Raw genomic sequence first — 14,210 nt, 5'->3', positions numbered from 1 at the left:
GGGACGGGGGCAGGGTAGGAGCCCGCCGGGCCGGGGGACAGGGGTCCGTGCGCGACCGGGCGGGGACAGGGACGCCCGCGTCCGTTACCGTCCCCGGGGTGACGGTGGTCACCCGGAACTGCGTGCGCGTGAGCGGGCCGGAAGGGGCCCGGCCGATGGTGCTCGCGCACGGGTACGGCTGCGACCAGACGATGTGGCGGGCCCTGGTGCCCGAGTTCGCCGTGGACCACCGGGTGGTCACCTTCGACCACGTCGGCGCCGGCGGGTCCGACGTCTCCGCCTACGACCCCGTCCGCCACGGTTCCCTGCGCGGCTACGCCGAGGACCTCCTCGACGTCGTCCGGGAGCTGGACCTGACCGACGTCGTCCTCGTCGGCCACTCGGTGAGCGCGATGATCGGCGTGCTGGCGGTGCGGGCCGACCCCGGCCGGTTCGGGGCGCTGGTGATGATCGGCCCGAGTCCCCGCTACGTCGACGACGAGGACTACACCGGCGGCTTCAGCCGGGCCGACGTCGTCGCGCTGCTGGATTCGCTCGACAGCAACCCGGCGCAGTGGGCGGCGGGGCTGGCCGCGGTGGTCGCCGGGCCGGACCACCCCGATGTGGCCGCGGAGCTGGCCGCGAGCTTCTGCCGCACCGACCCCCGCATCGCCCGCGACTTCGCCCGCGTCACGTTCCTCTCCGACAACCGCGCCGACCTCCCCGCGCTCCGGGTCCCGACCCTGGTGCTGCAGTGCTCCGACGACGCCATCGCCCCCGAGCCCGTCGGCCGGTTCGTGCACGCGCAGGTGCCCGGCAGCGTCTTCACGCGGCTGGCCGCCACCGGGCACTGCCCGCACCTGTCCGCGCCCGAGGAGACGACCGCGGCGATCCGCGCCTTCCTCGGGGGCCCGGCCGGCCCGTGACCGACCCCGCACCGCCCCCCGACCGGCTCGAGCAGCAGCCGGAGGGTCTCGCACGGCTGCTGGAGGAGGACCCCGCCGACCTCTACGAGAACGCCCCCTGCGGCTACCTGTCGATGGTCCCGGACGGGCGGGTGGTCAAGGTCAACCGCACCTTCTGCACCTGGACCGGCCGGGAGCCCGGCGACGTCCGCGGCCGGCGGCTGCCGGACCTGCTCAACGCCGGCGGCCGGGTGTTCTACGAGACCCACCTCGCGCCGCTGCTGCGGCTGCAGGGGGCGGTCCGCGAGGTGGCGCTCGACGTCGTCCGCGCGGACGGGTCGGTCCTGCCGTGCCTGCTCAACGCGGTCGAGGTCCGCGACGAGGACGGGCAGCCGCTGCTGGTGCGCGCCACGGTGTTCGAGGCGACGTCGCGGCGCCGCTACGAGCGGGCGCTGCTCACCGCGCAGCGGGCCGCGGCCGAGTCGGAGGCGCGGGCGCGGACGCTGCACCAGGTCGTCTCCGAGCTGGCCGCGGCGGCGTCGGCCGAGCAGGTCGCCGAGGTCGTCGTCCGCCGGGCGCGGGCGGCGGTGGAGGCCGGCGGCGCCGCGCTGTGGCTGGCCGTCCCCGGGCCGGAGGGTGCGCCGCTGCCGGTCGCCCTGGCCGCCAGCGACCACGTGGCGCCGCACCTGCTCGGCGAGCTGGCCGCCGCCGCGCGGGACGGCGCGGAGCTGGTCCGCACCGGCGGGGTGCGGTCGGTGCCGGTCGGGCCGGCGCTGCGCGACCGGTGGCCGGGGCTGGCGGAGGCGATGGTCGAGGCCGGGCAGGAGGCGGTCGTCGTCGTGCCGGTGTCGGCCGCCGACGACCGGCACCTCGGCGCGCTGGTGCTGGTCCTCGGTGTGACCGACGACAGCGAGCTGATCAGCCTGACCGAGCCCGGCGCGCGCGGCTCCCTGGCGCCGGCGGACGCCGACCTGCTGGCCACCCTCGGCCGGCAGGCCGGGCAGGCGCTCGAGCGGGTCCGGCTGCACGAGGAGACCGTGCGGCAGGCGGCCCGGTCGACGTTCCTGCTCGAGGCCGCCCGGCTCATGGCCGCCGGGCACGGGGTCACCGAGACGATCGCGGAGCTCGCCGAGCTGACGGTCCGCCGGCTGGCCGACGTGTGCGTCGTCGACGTGCTGACCGAGCACGGGCTGGTCGAGCCGGTGGTCGCGCACGCCGACCCGGCCCGCCGCCCCCTGGTCGAGGAGCTGCGCGACGTCCACCTGCCCCGCCGCGACGGCTCCCACCCGAGCGTGCGGGCGATGACCCAGCACCGCACGGTCTGGCTGCGCGGCGGGGCCGACGCCGAGCTCGCCCGGGCCACCACGAGCCCGCGGCACCGGGAGGTCACCCGGGCGCTGGAGCTGGCCGACCTCGTCTGCGTGCCGCTGGTCGCGGAGAACCGGCCGCTCGGGGTGATCTCGCTCGGCGCCGACGTGCGCCGCGGCCCGTTCACCGAGGCCGACGTCGAGACCGCCGAGCAGCTCGCGCTGCAGATGTCGCAGGGCATGGACGTGGCCCAGCGGCACGAGCTGGAGGAGCGGACCTCGCACACGCTGCAGGCCAGCCTGCTGCCGCCCGCGCCGCCGGAGGTGCCGGGGTACGCCGTCGCCGTCCGCTACCTGCCCGCCAGCCGCGGCGCCGACGTCGGCGGCGACTTCCACGACGTCGTGCCGCTGCCCGGCGGCGAGGTGGCGCTGGCGGTCGGCGACGTCGTCGGTCACGACGTGACGGCCGCGGCGACGATGGGCCAGCTGCGCAGCGTGCACCGCGCGCTGCTGGTGGACCGGCCGGGGCCGGCGGCGCTGGTCGACCGGCTGCACGGCAGCTGGCCGCTGCTGGGCCTGCCGCGGATGGCCACCGCGCTGTTCGCCCGGCTGCACCCGCCCACCGGCGGGCTGCGGATCGCCTCGGCCGGCCACCTGCCGCCGCTGCTGGTCGAGGACGGGCGGGCGGGGCTGCTCGACGTCCGCCCGGGCCGGTTGCTCGGCGCCCCGCCGGGTCCCGCTCCGGAGTGGCGAGGCCGGCTGCGGCCCGGCGCCACGCTCGTCCTGTTCACCGACGGCCTGGTGGAGAGCCGCACCGCCGACATCGACACGGGGCTGGACCGGCTGCGCGCCGTCGCCGCCGCGGCCCCCGGTGACACGGACCCGGACGCCCTGTGCGACCGGCTGCTCGACGCGCTGGCCGGGCCCCGCCGCGCCGACGACGTCGCCCTGCTCGTGCTCACCCGGCTGCCGGTGGAGGGTCTGGCGGGCGGGGGTGAGGAGGCGGACCATCGCAGCCACCGCCCCACCGGCGGGGCCTTGCGCGAGGAGGCGGCCGTGGAGCAGACGCGCAGTGAGCTGACCGACGTGCTCGAGGGCGCGACCGGGGACGTCTCGGTCTCCGGTGACGCGATGCGCTGGACGCCGGGGCCGGCGGAGCCGCCCGAGCCGCCCCCCGGCTTCCCGGGGGTCGACGTCGCGGCGGGGCTCGGCTCCGTGCTGGGGCTGGACCCCGTCGCGGTGCGCCGGCTGGTCTCCGGCGCCGTCGACCGGCTGACGACGGTCGCCGGCGACGTGGCCGGCGGGCTGCGCCAGCTCGCCCGGGACGCGTTCCCCGGCGGCGACGACCGCGGCTGACGGCGTCCCCGCCCGGCGGCCGGAGGGGGTCCGACACACCCCGGCGCGGGTGTTCCACCCCTGCGCGCGGTAGAACCGACGGGAACAACTGCCACGCCGACGTGGGGACGTGTCCGTCATGAGCAGCAACCAGTTGACCCTGGCGCCCGCGCCGCCGTCCGAGGCGGCCGAGCGGGTCCGCCTGGAGGTACGGGAGTTCCTCGCGCAGGAGCTCGCCGCGGGGACCTTCACCACGCACGTCGACACCTGGCTGTCCGGCGTGGACCCGGAGTTCTCGCGCAAGCTCGGCGCCCGCGGCTGGCTGGGCATGACCTGGCCCAGGGAGTACGGCGGCCACGAGCGCACCGCGCAGGAGCGGTACGCCGTCACCGAGGAGCTGCTCGCCGCCGGCGCGCCGGTGGCCGCGCACTGGATCGCCGACCGGCAGTCCGGGCCGAACCTGCTGCGCTACGGCACCGAGGCGCAGCGCAAGGAGATCCTGCCGCGCATCGCCGCGGGGGAGTGCTACTTCGTCATCGGCATGAGCGAGCCCGACAGCGGCTCCGATCTCGCCTCGATCCGCACCCGCGCGACCCGCAACGCCGACGGCGACTGGGTGGTCAACGGCGCGAAGATCTGGACGTCGAACGCGCACCACTCCCACTACGGGATCGTGCTGGTGCGCACCGGCCCGCCCGGCGAGGGCCCGCGCGGCAAGCACCAGGGGCTGACGCAGCTGCTGGTCGACCTGTCGCTGCCCGGCATCACGGTCAACCCGATCCGCATCCTCGACGGCGGCCACCACTTCAACGAGGTGGTGTTCCAGGACGTCGTCGTCCCCGGCGACATGCTGCTGGGCACCGAGGGCGCCGGCTGGCACCAGGTGACCGCGGAGCTGGCCTTCGAGCGGTCCGGCCCCGAGCGGTTCCTCTCCACCTGGCCGCTGCTGGCCGAGTTCGGCCGCCGCGCCGCCGCCTCCGGCGACCCCGCGCAGCTGGCGGTGCTGGGCCGGCTGTCCTCGCGGGCGCTCGCGCTGCGCCAGCTGTCGCTGCGGATCGCCGCCGCGCTCGACCGCGGGGAGCTGCCCGACATCCCGGCCGCGCTGGTCAAGGACATGGGGACGACGTTCGAGCAGGACGTCGTCGACGAGGTGCGCCGGGTGGTCGACGTCCCGGCGTCGCTGGACAGTCCCGACCCGCTGGGCCGGGCGCTGGCCGAGGCACAGCTGCACGCGCCGGGCTACACGCTGCGCGGCGGCACCAACGAGATCCTCAAGGGGATCGTGGCGCGAGGGCTGGGGCTGCGCTGATGGCATCCGACCAGGACCTGGTGGTCGAGACCGTCCGGGACATCCTCTCCGGGCACGAGCCGTTCGTCCTGACCGCCGAGCGGCCGTGGGACGAGGGCCTGTGGAGCACGCTGGCCGAGGCCGGGCTCACCGGCGTCGGGCTGCCCGAGGACGCCGGCGGCTCCGGCGGCGAGCTCGCCGACGCCGTGGCGGTCGTGCGCACGCTGGCGGCCGGTGCCGGCGCGGTGCCGGTGGCCGAGCAGCTGCTGGTGGCCGGGCCCGCGCTGGTGGCCGCCGACCTCGACCTGCCCTCGCCCGAGGAGCCGCTGACGGTCGCCGTCGACGGGACGGTCACCGCCGAGCCCTCCGACGACGGCGACGGCCCCGGCCGGTTCACCCTCTCCGGCACCGCCACCGACGTCGCGTGGGCCGGCGTGGCCCGGCACGTCGCGGTGCTGGCCACCGCCCCGGCCGGGATCGAGGGCGCGGTGCTGGCCGTCGTCGACGCGGCGGGGCTGACGGCGTCGCGGGCGGTGAACCTGGCGGGGGAGCCGCGCGGGTCGCTGGTGCTCGACGGCGTCGGCGCGCGCGGTGCGCTGCTGACCCCGGCGCAGGCGGCGGAGGTCCGGGCCCGCTACGCGCTGGCCCGCGCGGTGCAGATCTCGGCCGCGCTGGAGCAGGTGCTGGCGTGGACGGTGCAGTACGCCGGCGAGCGGCAGCAGTTCGGCCGGCCGCTGGGCAAGTTCCAGGCGATCCAGATGGAGCTGGCGCAGATGGCCGGGGAGGTCACGTCGACCGCCGCGCTGGTCGACGCGGTCGTCCAGGCGCTGGGCCGCGGGGAGGCGACGGTCGGGCTGGCCGCGGCCGCCGCGAAGGTGCGCGCGGGGGAGGCCGTCGAGCGGGTGGCCAAGCTCGCCCACCAGGTGCACGGCGCGATCGGCTTCACCCAGGAGCACCGGCTGCACCACCTCACCCGGCGCTGCTGGTCCTGGCGCGACGAGGCCGGCAGCGAGCTGACCTGGTCGAGTTTCCTCGGCGCGGGCCTGGTCGCCGCCGGCCCGCAGGACGTCTGGCCGGCCTTCACCGCCGTCGTGTGAGGCTCCGGGCCGGCGCCCGACCGAGGCGCCGGCCCGGGTGGCCCTCCTGCAGGGGTCCGCCGCGAGCGGTGGGGGGCAGGAGGGTCCTCACACGGTCTCGGGCACCCGCAGGTGGGCGAGGACGAGGTCGAACTCCTCGGCGTCGGTGATCTCGAGCTTCATCGCCCGGGCGAAGTCGTCCCGGGAGGCGCGGGCGTGGGCGCGGCCGGCGTCCATGTCGTCGCGGTCCTCGAAGGTCACCGCGGACGCGGCCCGGCCGCTCTCCCGGTCGACCATGAGGCTCACGCTGCAGAAGCCGGGGTAGTCCTCCATCCGCGGCACCATGACGCTGCGGTAGGCGTCCAGCACCCGATCAAGCCCAGCGGGGTCGGCACGCCACCAGGTCACCCGCGTGCACGCGCCCGACGGCGCCTCCGAGCGGCGGTGCATGACCGCGACCTCCCACTCCTGGACCGTGACGTCCCCGCCGAAGACCTCCGCGGCCTGGTCACGGAGCGCGCGCACCCGGTCGGCGCTGGCCCGCATCGACTCGACGTCGCGCCAGGACGAGGTGACGACGGCCCGGCCGCTGGCGCGGTCGGTGAGCATCGACAGGCCCACGAAGCCGCGCATGTCGGCCAGCGCGGGCATGACCTCGTCGCAGACGAACGCGATCCCGTCGTCGAGCCTCTCGGGTGTGCCCGCGACGGAGGTCGAGCGTGCGTACATGGCCGCTCCTCTCTGGGGCGGCGCTGCCCGGGCGGCACCGCCGCGGGCGTCAGCCTGCTCCGGCGGCGGCCCGCCGGGAAGGGGGGCACCCCGGCGCGGGACGTCCCGGACCGTCGGTGAGCCCGCGGATACTGGGCGCATGCAGACCGCGCTCGTCCTCGTCCACGACGCCGACGCCTCCCGCGGGCACCGGCTGGTCGGCACCCTGCGGCCGGCGCTGGAGGCGCAGGGGCTGACGGTCGTCGTCGGGACCACGGTCGGCGACTCGCCGCTGCTCACCGACCTGCCCGACCCCGCCGCGCTGCGCACGCTGGTGGTCATGGGCTCGGGCGCGGCCGCCTACGACGACACGGTGCCGTGGCTGGCCGCGGAGCTCGCCTACCTGCGGCGCGCCGTCGACGCCGGGACGCCGGTGCTCGGCGTCTGCTTCGGCGGGCAGGCGCTGTCGCGGGTGCTCGGCGGCGTGGTCGCCCAGGCGCCGGCGGGCGAGCACGGGTTCCTCGACGTCGAGACCGCCGACTCCGCGCTCGTGCCGGCCGGCCCGTGGTTCGAGTACCACGGCGACCGGTTCACCGTGCCGCCCGGCGCGGTGGAGGTGGCGCGGACCGACCGGGCGGTGCAGGCGTTCACCGCCGGCCCGCACCTCGGCGTGCAGTTCCACCCGGAGATCGACCCCGGCGCGTTCTCGGCCTGGGAGGAGACCTGGGAGCTCACCGGCCCGCCGCCGCCGGAGGCCGCCGCGCTGGTGCCCGGGCTGCGCCGCGAGATCGGCGAGCGGGAGCCGGAGGCTGCCGCGGCCTGCGCCCGGCTCGTCGAGGCGTTCCTGGACCGGGCCGACCGCGTCCGCCTGGCGGAGGACGAGACGGCGGCCTGAGCCCGGGCGCGTTCGGCAGGATGGGCGCCCGTGAGCGCTGACCGGCACGGGCACACCCACCGCCTCGACCTCGCCGACGCCACCGTGCGGGAGTGGGACGCGACGGTCGTCGCGGCCGACCCCGAGCAGGGCATCGTCCTCGACCGCTCGGCCTTCTACCCGGGCGGCGGCGGGCAGCCGCCGGACGAGGGCGTGCTGCTGTGGGGCGGCGTGCGCACCCGGATCGCCGGCACGCGCAAGGGCGACGAGCTGTACCTCATCCCGGTCGAGGGCGACCCGGTGCCGCCGCCGGGCACCGCCGTCCGCGGGGCGCTCGACGACGAGCGCCGGACCGCGCTCATGCGCACCCACTCGGGGCTGCACGTGCTCACCGGCGTGGTGCTGCGCGACTTCGGCGCCAAGGTCACCGGCGGCAACATGGAGCCGCTGACCGCCCGGATGGACTTCGACCTCGCCGAGGTGCCGGCCGACTTCAAGGACCGCGTGGCCGAGGCGGTGAACGCCGAGATCACCGCCGACCGGCCGATCCGGGTCCGCACGCTCCCGCGCGACGAGGCGTACGCGATCCCCGACCTCATCCGGACGGCGACCGACCTGCTGCCGCCCGACATCGAGCAGGTGCGGATCGTCGACATCGTCGGTCTCGACCTGCAGGCCGACGGCGGCACGCACGTCGCCTCGACGGCGATGGTCGGCCGCGTCGAGGTGGTCAAGATGGAGAACAAGGGCCGCGGGTTCCGCCGGTTGCGCATCCGCGTCATGTGAGCCGGCGAGGTCCCGGTACGCCCCGTTGCCGTGATCGACGAGCATTCCGGATGGAGTCGTTCTACTCTTCGTCCGTGCGGGAGGGGACTTCCACACGGGGGTCGGTGAGCAGCGCCGCAGTCGCTGGCTGGCCCCGTCGGGTCCTCCTCCTGTTCGGCCTGGTGGCCGGCATCTACGCGCTCCTGGTGGTCGTCTCCTCCACGGCCCGTGCCGAGGAGCCGCCTGCTCCGGACGGGTCCCTCCTCGGCGGCGTGGTCGAGGAGGTCACCGCGACGGTCGACGAGGTCGCCGTCGAGTCGGTGGTCGAGCCGGTCGCCGACGTTCCCGCGGAGACGCCCGAGCCCGCTCCGGAGCCCGAGCCCGCTCCGGAGCCCGAGTTTGCTCCGGAACCCGAGCCTGCTCCGGAGCTCGTCGCCGACGTTCCCGCGGAGACGCCCGAGCCGGTCAGCGCCGCGCCACTTCCGGTCGTCGAGGACGTCGTCGCTCCGGTTGTCCAGCCGGTGACCGAGCCGGTGGCTCCGGTGGTCGAGACGGTGACCGAGCCGGTGGCTCCGGTGGTCGAGGCTGTCGTCGAACCTGTCGTGGAGACCGTGACGGAGCCGGTGGCTCCCGTGGTTGAGACCGTGACGGAGCCGGTGGCTCCGGTCGTGGAGACCGTGACGGAGCCGGTGGCTCCCGTGGCCGAGACGGTGACCGAGCCCGTGGCCGAGCCGGTGGCCGAGCCGGTGACCGAGCCGGTGGCCGAGCCCGTGGCTCCCGTGGTCGAGGCTGTGGTCGAGCCTGTCGTGGAGACCGTGACGGAGCCGCTGGCTCCGGTGGTCGAGACGGTGACGGAGCCGGTGGCTCCGGTGGTTGAGACCGTCGTCGAACCTGTCGTGGAGACGGTGACGGAGCCGGTGGCTCCGGTGGTCGAGACGGTGACCGAGCCGGTGGCTCCGGTGGTCGAGACGGTGACGGAGCCGGTGGCTCCGGTGGTTGAGACCGTCGTCGAACCTGTCGTGGAGACGGTGACGGAGCCGGTGGCTCCGGTGGTCGAGACGGTGACGGAGCCGGTGGCTCCGGTGGTTGAGACCGTCGTCGAACCTGTCGTGGAGACGGTGACGGAGCCGGTGGCTCCGGTGGTCGAGACGGTGACGGAGCCGGTGGCTCCGGTCGTGGAGACCGTGACCGAACCGGTGGCTCCGGTCGTGGAGACCGTGACCGAACCGGTGGCTCCGGTCGTGGAGACCGTGACCGAACCGGTGGCTCCGGTGGTCGAGACGGTCACCGGACCGGTGGCCCCTGTCGTCGAGGTGGTCCCGCCGGTGGTCGAGCCGGTCGTGCCGGTGGTCGAGGACGTCGTCCCGCCGGTGGTCGAGGTGGTCACCGGCCCAGTGGCTCCGGTGGTCGACGCGGTGGGCGAGCCGGTGGCACCCGTGGTCGAGCCGATCACACAGCCGGTTGGCTCGATCGTGGAGCCAGCCGCGCCGATCGTGGAGACGGTGACCGACCCGCTCGTCCCCGTTGTCGAGGACGTCGTCACCCCGGTCCTGGGACCGGTCACTCCCGTCGTCGAGGACGTCGCCGCACCGGTGGTCGGCACCGTGATCGACCCGGTCGCGCCCGTCCTCGAGACGGTCCTCGATCCGGTCGCTCCTGTCGTCGACACGGTCACCGCGCCCGTCGTTCCGGTGGCCGAGGTCGTCACCGGGGCGGTCGGCCCGGTCGTCGACGCGGTGGTCGAGTCGGTGACGCAGCCGCTCGTGCCGGTGGTCGAAGCTGTCGCGCCTGCGGTCCAAGCCGTCGCGCCCGTGGTGGAGACCGTCGTTGCGCCCGTGGTGGAGACCGCTGTCGAATCCGTGGCGGTGGCGGAGGCTGTCGCGCCGGCGACGGAGGTCGCTGCCCCAGTGGCGGAGGCCGTCACGCCGGTGACGGAGCCGGCCGCCGAGGCGGTGGCCACGGCGGCCGCCGGCACCGCCACCGCGCAGGTCACGACCTCGTCCTCAGCTCCGGTCGCCGGGACCGCCCCCGCGGTCGGGACCGCGACCACCCAGACCGCGCGGGCCACCGGGCTCGCCGTCGCCCCGGCGACCGTGGCCGTCCTGCTGACCGCCCCGCGGGCCGAGTGCGACGCGGCCGACGAGGCCACCGCGGCCCCGACGGCCAGGACCACGCAGCGGCAGCACTCCGCCGCTCCCCGGCCCGCCGCCCCGCCGCGCGGGAACGACCTCCCCACCGAGCCCACGGCGCCGGTGGCGCCCGAGCCGAGGCCGATCGCGCCCCCGGCGCCCACCATGTCGGCCTCCACCTGGCTGACCACCCTGGCCGCGATCTGCCCGTCGGGCGTGCCGGCCACCGCTCTCTGCACCGTCCCGGCACCGGCATCGGCCCCCGCCGTCGCCGCCGCCGTCCTGCGCGACCCGTCCTTCTCTCCCGACTGACCTCCCTGCCAGGCGCGCACCAGCCGCCGGCCGAGGTCGGGGACCCTCCCGCACCGCACCGCCGACTGGGCGCTGCCTTCCCGGGCGTGACCCCGACCTGGCCACCGCTGGGCCGGGGCCACCGGGCGGGGAGGTATCGGGGCTGGGGGTTCCGCGCACCGAGCGGTCGCGGCACCCCTGACCTCCCCGCCCGACACTCCGGACGACGGGGGCGGTGGCGACACCGGCGCCCCGCCCCCGTCGACCGATCCGACCGTGACATCCGCAGGACGCCGAACGGCCACGTGCACGACACGTCCGTGTGTTAGTCATGACGTCATGACGACTCCGTGCGTGCTGCGCCCGCTACCGGACCGCGCCACGGTCGTCGACGTGTACGGGTCCCGTTTCCTGCTCGAGTGGCTCGACCGGGACACCCTCGCCACCGCCGCGGCGACGGCCCGGTGTGCGGCCGAGGTGGAGCGGGTCGAGGTCCGCGCGGCGAGCTGAGGCGCGGAGATCACTGGCGCTCGGTCGACCTGTCGGGCACGGTGCCGCTCGTGCTCCCGTGGATCGTGATCGCCCTGGTCCTGCTCGTCTTCACCGCGATGTTCACGGCCGCCGTACGCGCCGCTCGGCGGGGTGGCGGCCGGCGCTCCGGCGGTGACGGCGGAGGCTGGTACGGCGACGGCGGCAGCTGGAGCGGTGACTCCGGCGGCGGACACCACGGCCACCACGACGGCGGCGGCAGGGCGGCGACTCCGGCGGCGGTGGGGGAGACGGCGGCGGCGGAGGCGGCGGCGGGGACTGACCGGATGAGCTCCTGCGGCGAGAGCTGGCGCCGCGGCCCGCGCCGGTCCACAGTTCACGCATGACAGCCCTGGCCGTGCTCGCCGTCGTGGTGGCAGCCGTCTTCCTCATGGCCTACGCGATGCAGCGCTCCCGAGCAGGAGCCGAGAGCCGTGGCACCGTCGGGGGGCGCACCGGTCGCGCGCACGGCCCCGGCGTCGTCACCGCCGGTGGGTTCATCGCCGGCACCGACGCGGGCGGCGGCTTCGACGGCGGCTGCGCCGGCGACGGCGGCGGCGGGGGCTGCTGACCCCGACCTCCGGGCCCGCGCCGGCCCGTCCGTGACCGGCCCCTAGGGCCGGCGCTCGTCGTCGGGCCGGTGCCCGATGCCGCCGGGACCGTGCGACGCCGGCACCTCCTCGCCGGCGGCCACGGGCCCGGGCGGGGTCCCGTCGCCGAAGGGGGCGCCGCCGAGCTCCTCGCGCCCGTGCGGGGTCAGCCAGTTCGACGTGTCCGGCCCCATCGGGATGACCTGCGTCGGGTTGATGTCCGCGTGGACGACGTAGTAGTGCTCCTTGATCTGCGGGAAGTCGGTGGTGTCGCCGAACCCCGGCGTCTGGAACAGGTCGCGCGCGTAGCCCCACAGCGCCGGCATCTCGGTCAGCTTCTGCCGGTTGCACTTGAAGTGGCCGTGGTAGACGGCGTCGAAGCGGGCCAGCGTGGTGAACAGCCGGACGTCGGCCTCGGTGATCGTGTCGCCCATGAGGTACCGCCGCGTCGTCAGCCGCTCCTCGAGCCAGTCCAGCGCCGTCCACAGCCGCTCGTAGGCCTTGTCGTAGGCGCGCTGCGAGCCCGCGAACCCGCAGCGGTACACGCCGTTGTTGACCTCGGTGTAGACGCGCTGCATCACCTCGTCCATCTCGTCCCGCAGGTGCTCGGGGTAGAGGTCGGGGGCGCCGTCGCGGTGGTGGGCCGTCCACTGCGTGGAGAAGTCGAGCGTCATCTGCATGAAGTCGTTGGTGACGACGGCCTTGGTCGGGACGTCGACCATCGCCGGCACCGTGATCCCGCGCGGGTACTCCGGGTCGCGGGCGAAGAACGCCTCCTGCAGCCGCTCGTAGCCGAGCACCGGGTCGCGCCCGCCCGGGTCGAGGTCGAAGGTCCAGCTGCGCTCGTCGTGCGTGGGCCCGCAGATGCCCATCGAGAACGCCGGCTCCAGCCCCAGCAACCGGCGCACGATCGCGGCGCGGTTGGCCCAGGGGCAGGCGCGGGCGATGACCAGCCGGTAGCGGCCCGGCTCGGCCGGCCAGGGGCTCGAGCCGTCGGCGGTGATCCGGTCGGTGATGTAGTTGGTGTCCCGCGTGTACTCCTGGCCGCTGCTGACGTAGCCGGATCCCTGGTCGTCGCTCACACGATCAACTCTCGCCGACCGCGCCTCCCACCGCCCGGCGGACCGGGGTGACCCGCAACTCCTGTGCCGCCTGGGGCCGCGCCTCCTGCGGACCGGCACTCCGGTCCCACCCGTCCCACCCGGTGACGACGCGGTCGTCCCCTGCCCGGTTCCGTCCCGTCCCCGTGATGGCATCCGGAACGGAACGGTCCACGGACGACGACAGGTGGGACATGGGACTGAGCTTCTCGGTCAAGCTGGCGCCGGGTGTCCGGGTGCGCGCCTCCAGCCGGGGCGTGCGGACCAGCATCGGGCCGAGAGCGGCGCGCGTGCACGTGGGAGGGGGGCGCACGTCCTTCTCCACCGGCGCCGGGCCGTTCACCTACTCCACGTCGGCGGGAGGCGGCAGCCGCAGACGCTCGACGGCCGGCCGTCCCTCACCGGCCGCGTACCAGCGGCAGCTCGCGGCCGCGGCGAGGGCGGCCGAGGAGGCGGCGAAGGAGGAGGAGGCCCGGCGACTGGCGGCGATGTTCGCGGAGTTGCTGAGCGTGCACCGCGCCGAGTTCGACCGGACGCGGCACCCGGTCGCGCCGCCGGCCCCCGAGCCCGACGTCGACGCCGTCCGCGCACGGCACCGCGAGGCGGCGACCGCCGGCCTCGGCCTGTTCCAGCGGGCCGCGAAGGAGGCGGCACGCCGGCAGGCGGACGTCGCTGCGGAGGCCGAGATCGCGGCCCTGCGGCAGGAGGCGCAGCGGCAGCAGGCCGACCTGCAGGCCCGTCTCGACGAGTGGTGGTGGGCGCTGTCCACCAACGACCCGGACACGGTGATCGCCGCACTCGCCGAGGCGTTCGAGGACAACGAGGCCGCCGCGGCACCTCTCGGTGTCGACGGCGACGAGGTGGCCCTGGTCGTCCTCGCGCCGCCGGAGACCGTCGTCCCCGAGCGCATGCCGGCCACCACCCAGGCGGGCAACCTCAGCCTGCGCAAGCTGCCCAAGGGCGAGCGGGCGCAGCTCTACACCGAGGCCGTGATGGGGCACGTGCTGGTGACGCTCAAGGAGGCGCTCGCGGTCGCGCCCGCGATCCGCTCGGCCCGGGTGGTCGCGCTGCGCGCCGCGGGCACCGACGCCTACGGCCGCCCCCGGCTCGACTGCCTGCTCGCCGGCCACTGGACCCGCGCCGCCCTCACCGGCGTGCAGTGGTCCACGGCGGACGCCTCCACGATCGCCCGGGACACCGCCGCGGAGCTGCTGGTCGACGTCAAGGCCAAGGAGCTGCGGCCGCTCGACCTCACCGGCCAGCCGGGCCTGCAGGCGCTGCTCGACGTCGTCGACGTCGACGAGCTGACCGCCTGACCGACCTCTCCCGCCCTGA

Annotated in this window: 13 protein-coding genes; 11 read left to right on the top strand and 2 right to left on the bottom strand. The window is 76.0% G+C overall.

The genetic code is table 11. From position 1 onward, the window contains the following. Positions 1 to 98: 98 nt before the first annotated feature. The 4 genes from ACI79Z_RS05130 to ACI79Z_RS05115 all read left to right on the top strand — a co-directional run bounded on the left by ACI79Z_RS05130 (position 99) and on the right by ACI79Z_RS05115 (position 5,911). Positions 99 to 905, top strand: a complete 807-nt coding sequence (locus ACI79Z_RS05130; RefSeq protein ID WP_387988716.1) for an alpha/beta fold hydrolase — start codon at positions 99 to 101, stop codon at positions 903 to 905. Then, complete coding sequence (locus ACI79Z_RS05125; protein ID WP_456901917.1) at positions 902 to 3,547, top strand: SpoIIE family protein phosphatase; 2,646 nt, start codon at positions 902 to 904, stop codon at positions 3,545 to 3,547. The genes ACI79Z_RS05130 and ACI79Z_RS05125 overlap by 4 nt, the downstream gene beginning before the upstream one ends. 118 nt (positions 3,548 to 3,665) lie before the next feature. Further along, on the top strand, positions 3,666 to 4,835 hold the full coding sequence (locus ACI79Z_RS05120) for an acyl-CoA dehydrogenase family protein (protein ID WP_387988718.1): 1,170 nt from the start codon (positions 3,666 to 3,668) through the stop codon (positions 4,833 to 4,835). After that, positions 4,835 to 5,911, top strand: a complete 1,077-nt coding sequence (locus tag ACI79Z_RS05115; RefSeq protein ID WP_456901916.1) for an acyl-CoA dehydrogenase family protein — start codon at positions 4,835 to 4,837, stop codon at positions 5,909 to 5,911. The genes ACI79Z_RS05120 and ACI79Z_RS05115 overlap by 1 nt, the downstream gene beginning before the upstream one ends. 87 nt (positions 5,912 to 5,998) lie before the next feature. On the opposite strand, the gene ACI79Z_RS05110 is transcribed toward ACI79Z_RS05115, so the two are convergent. Continuing rightward, positions 5,999 to 6,619, bottom strand: coding sequence for a hypothetical protein (locus ACI79Z_RS05110; protein WP_387988720.1), 621 nt, complete (start codon positions 6,617 to 6,619; stop codon positions 5,999 to 6,001). A 139-nt stretch (positions 6,620 to 6,758) separates the two neighbouring features. Between ACI79Z_RS05110 and ACI79Z_RS05105 the strand changes: the two genes are divergently transcribed. From ACI79Z_RS05105 to ACI79Z_RS05080, 6 genes are all read left to right on the top strand, one after another. Continuing rightward, complete coding sequence (locus tag ACI79Z_RS05105; RefSeq protein ID WP_456901915.1) at positions 6,759 to 7,493, top strand: type 1 glutamine amidotransferase; 735 nt, start codon at positions 6,759 to 6,761, stop codon at positions 7,491 to 7,493. 30 nt (positions 7,494 to 7,523) lie between these two features. Continuing rightward, positions 7,524 to 8,258 carry an alanyl-tRNA editing protein gene (locus ACI79Z_RS05100; protein ID WP_456901914.1) on the top strand — a complete coding sequence of 245 codons (735 nt, stop codon included), beginning with the start codon at positions 7,524 to 7,526 and terminating at the stop codon, positions 8,256 to 8,258. 104 nt (positions 8,259 to 8,362) lie between these two features. After that, entirely contained in the window at positions 8,363 to 10,678 is a 2,316-nt protein-coding gene (locus ACI79Z_RS05095) for a hypothetical protein (RefSeq protein WP_456901913.1), read from the top strand. Positions 10,679 to 10,996: 318 nt separating this feature from the next. Then, positions 10,997 to 11,167 (top strand): hypothetical protein, encoded by a 171-nt coding sequence (locus tag ACI79Z_RS05090; RefSeq protein ID WP_387988726.1) that lies wholly within the window; start codon positions 10,997 to 10,999, stop codon positions 11,165 to 11,167. Between the two features lie 50 nt (positions 11,168 to 11,217). Continuing rightward, positions 11,218 to 11,532, top strand: a complete 315-nt coding sequence (locus ACI79Z_RS05085; protein ID WP_456901912.1) for a hypothetical protein — start codon at positions 11,218 to 11,220, stop codon at positions 11,530 to 11,532. Next, entirely contained in the window at positions 11,529 to 11,756 is a 228-nt protein-coding gene (locus ACI79Z_RS05080; RefSeq protein ID WP_387988728.1) for a hypothetical protein, read from the top strand. Before ACI79Z_RS05085 ends, ACI79Z_RS05080 begins: the two co-directional genes overlap by 4 nt. Before the next feature lie 42 nt (positions 11,757 to 11,798). Here the strand turns inward: ACI79Z_RS05080 and ACI79Z_RS05075 are convergent, their stop codons facing one another. Further along, positions 11,799 to 12,857 (bottom strand): glutathione S-transferase family protein, encoded by a 1,059-nt coding sequence (locus ACI79Z_RS05075; protein WP_456901911.1) that lies wholly within the window; start codon positions 12,855 to 12,857, stop codon positions 11,799 to 11,801. Positions 12,858 to 13,069: 212 nt separating this feature from the next. Here ACI79Z_RS05075 and ACI79Z_RS05070 point away from each other — a divergent pair, with 212 nt between their 5' ends. Beyond that, positions 13,070 to 14,191, top strand: coding sequence for a DUF4236 domain-containing protein (locus ACI79Z_RS05070; RefSeq protein ID WP_456901910.1), 1,122 nt, complete (start codon positions 13,070 to 13,072; stop codon positions 14,189 to 14,191). The last annotated feature ends 19 nt before the right edge of the window (positions 14,192 to 14,210 follow it).

It is taken from the genome of Geodermatophilus sp. SYSU D00663 (assembly GCF_054050655.1).
The sequence above is the reverse complement of the archived record's forward strand: the minus strand, read 5'-3'. Positions and strand labels throughout refer to the sequence as shown.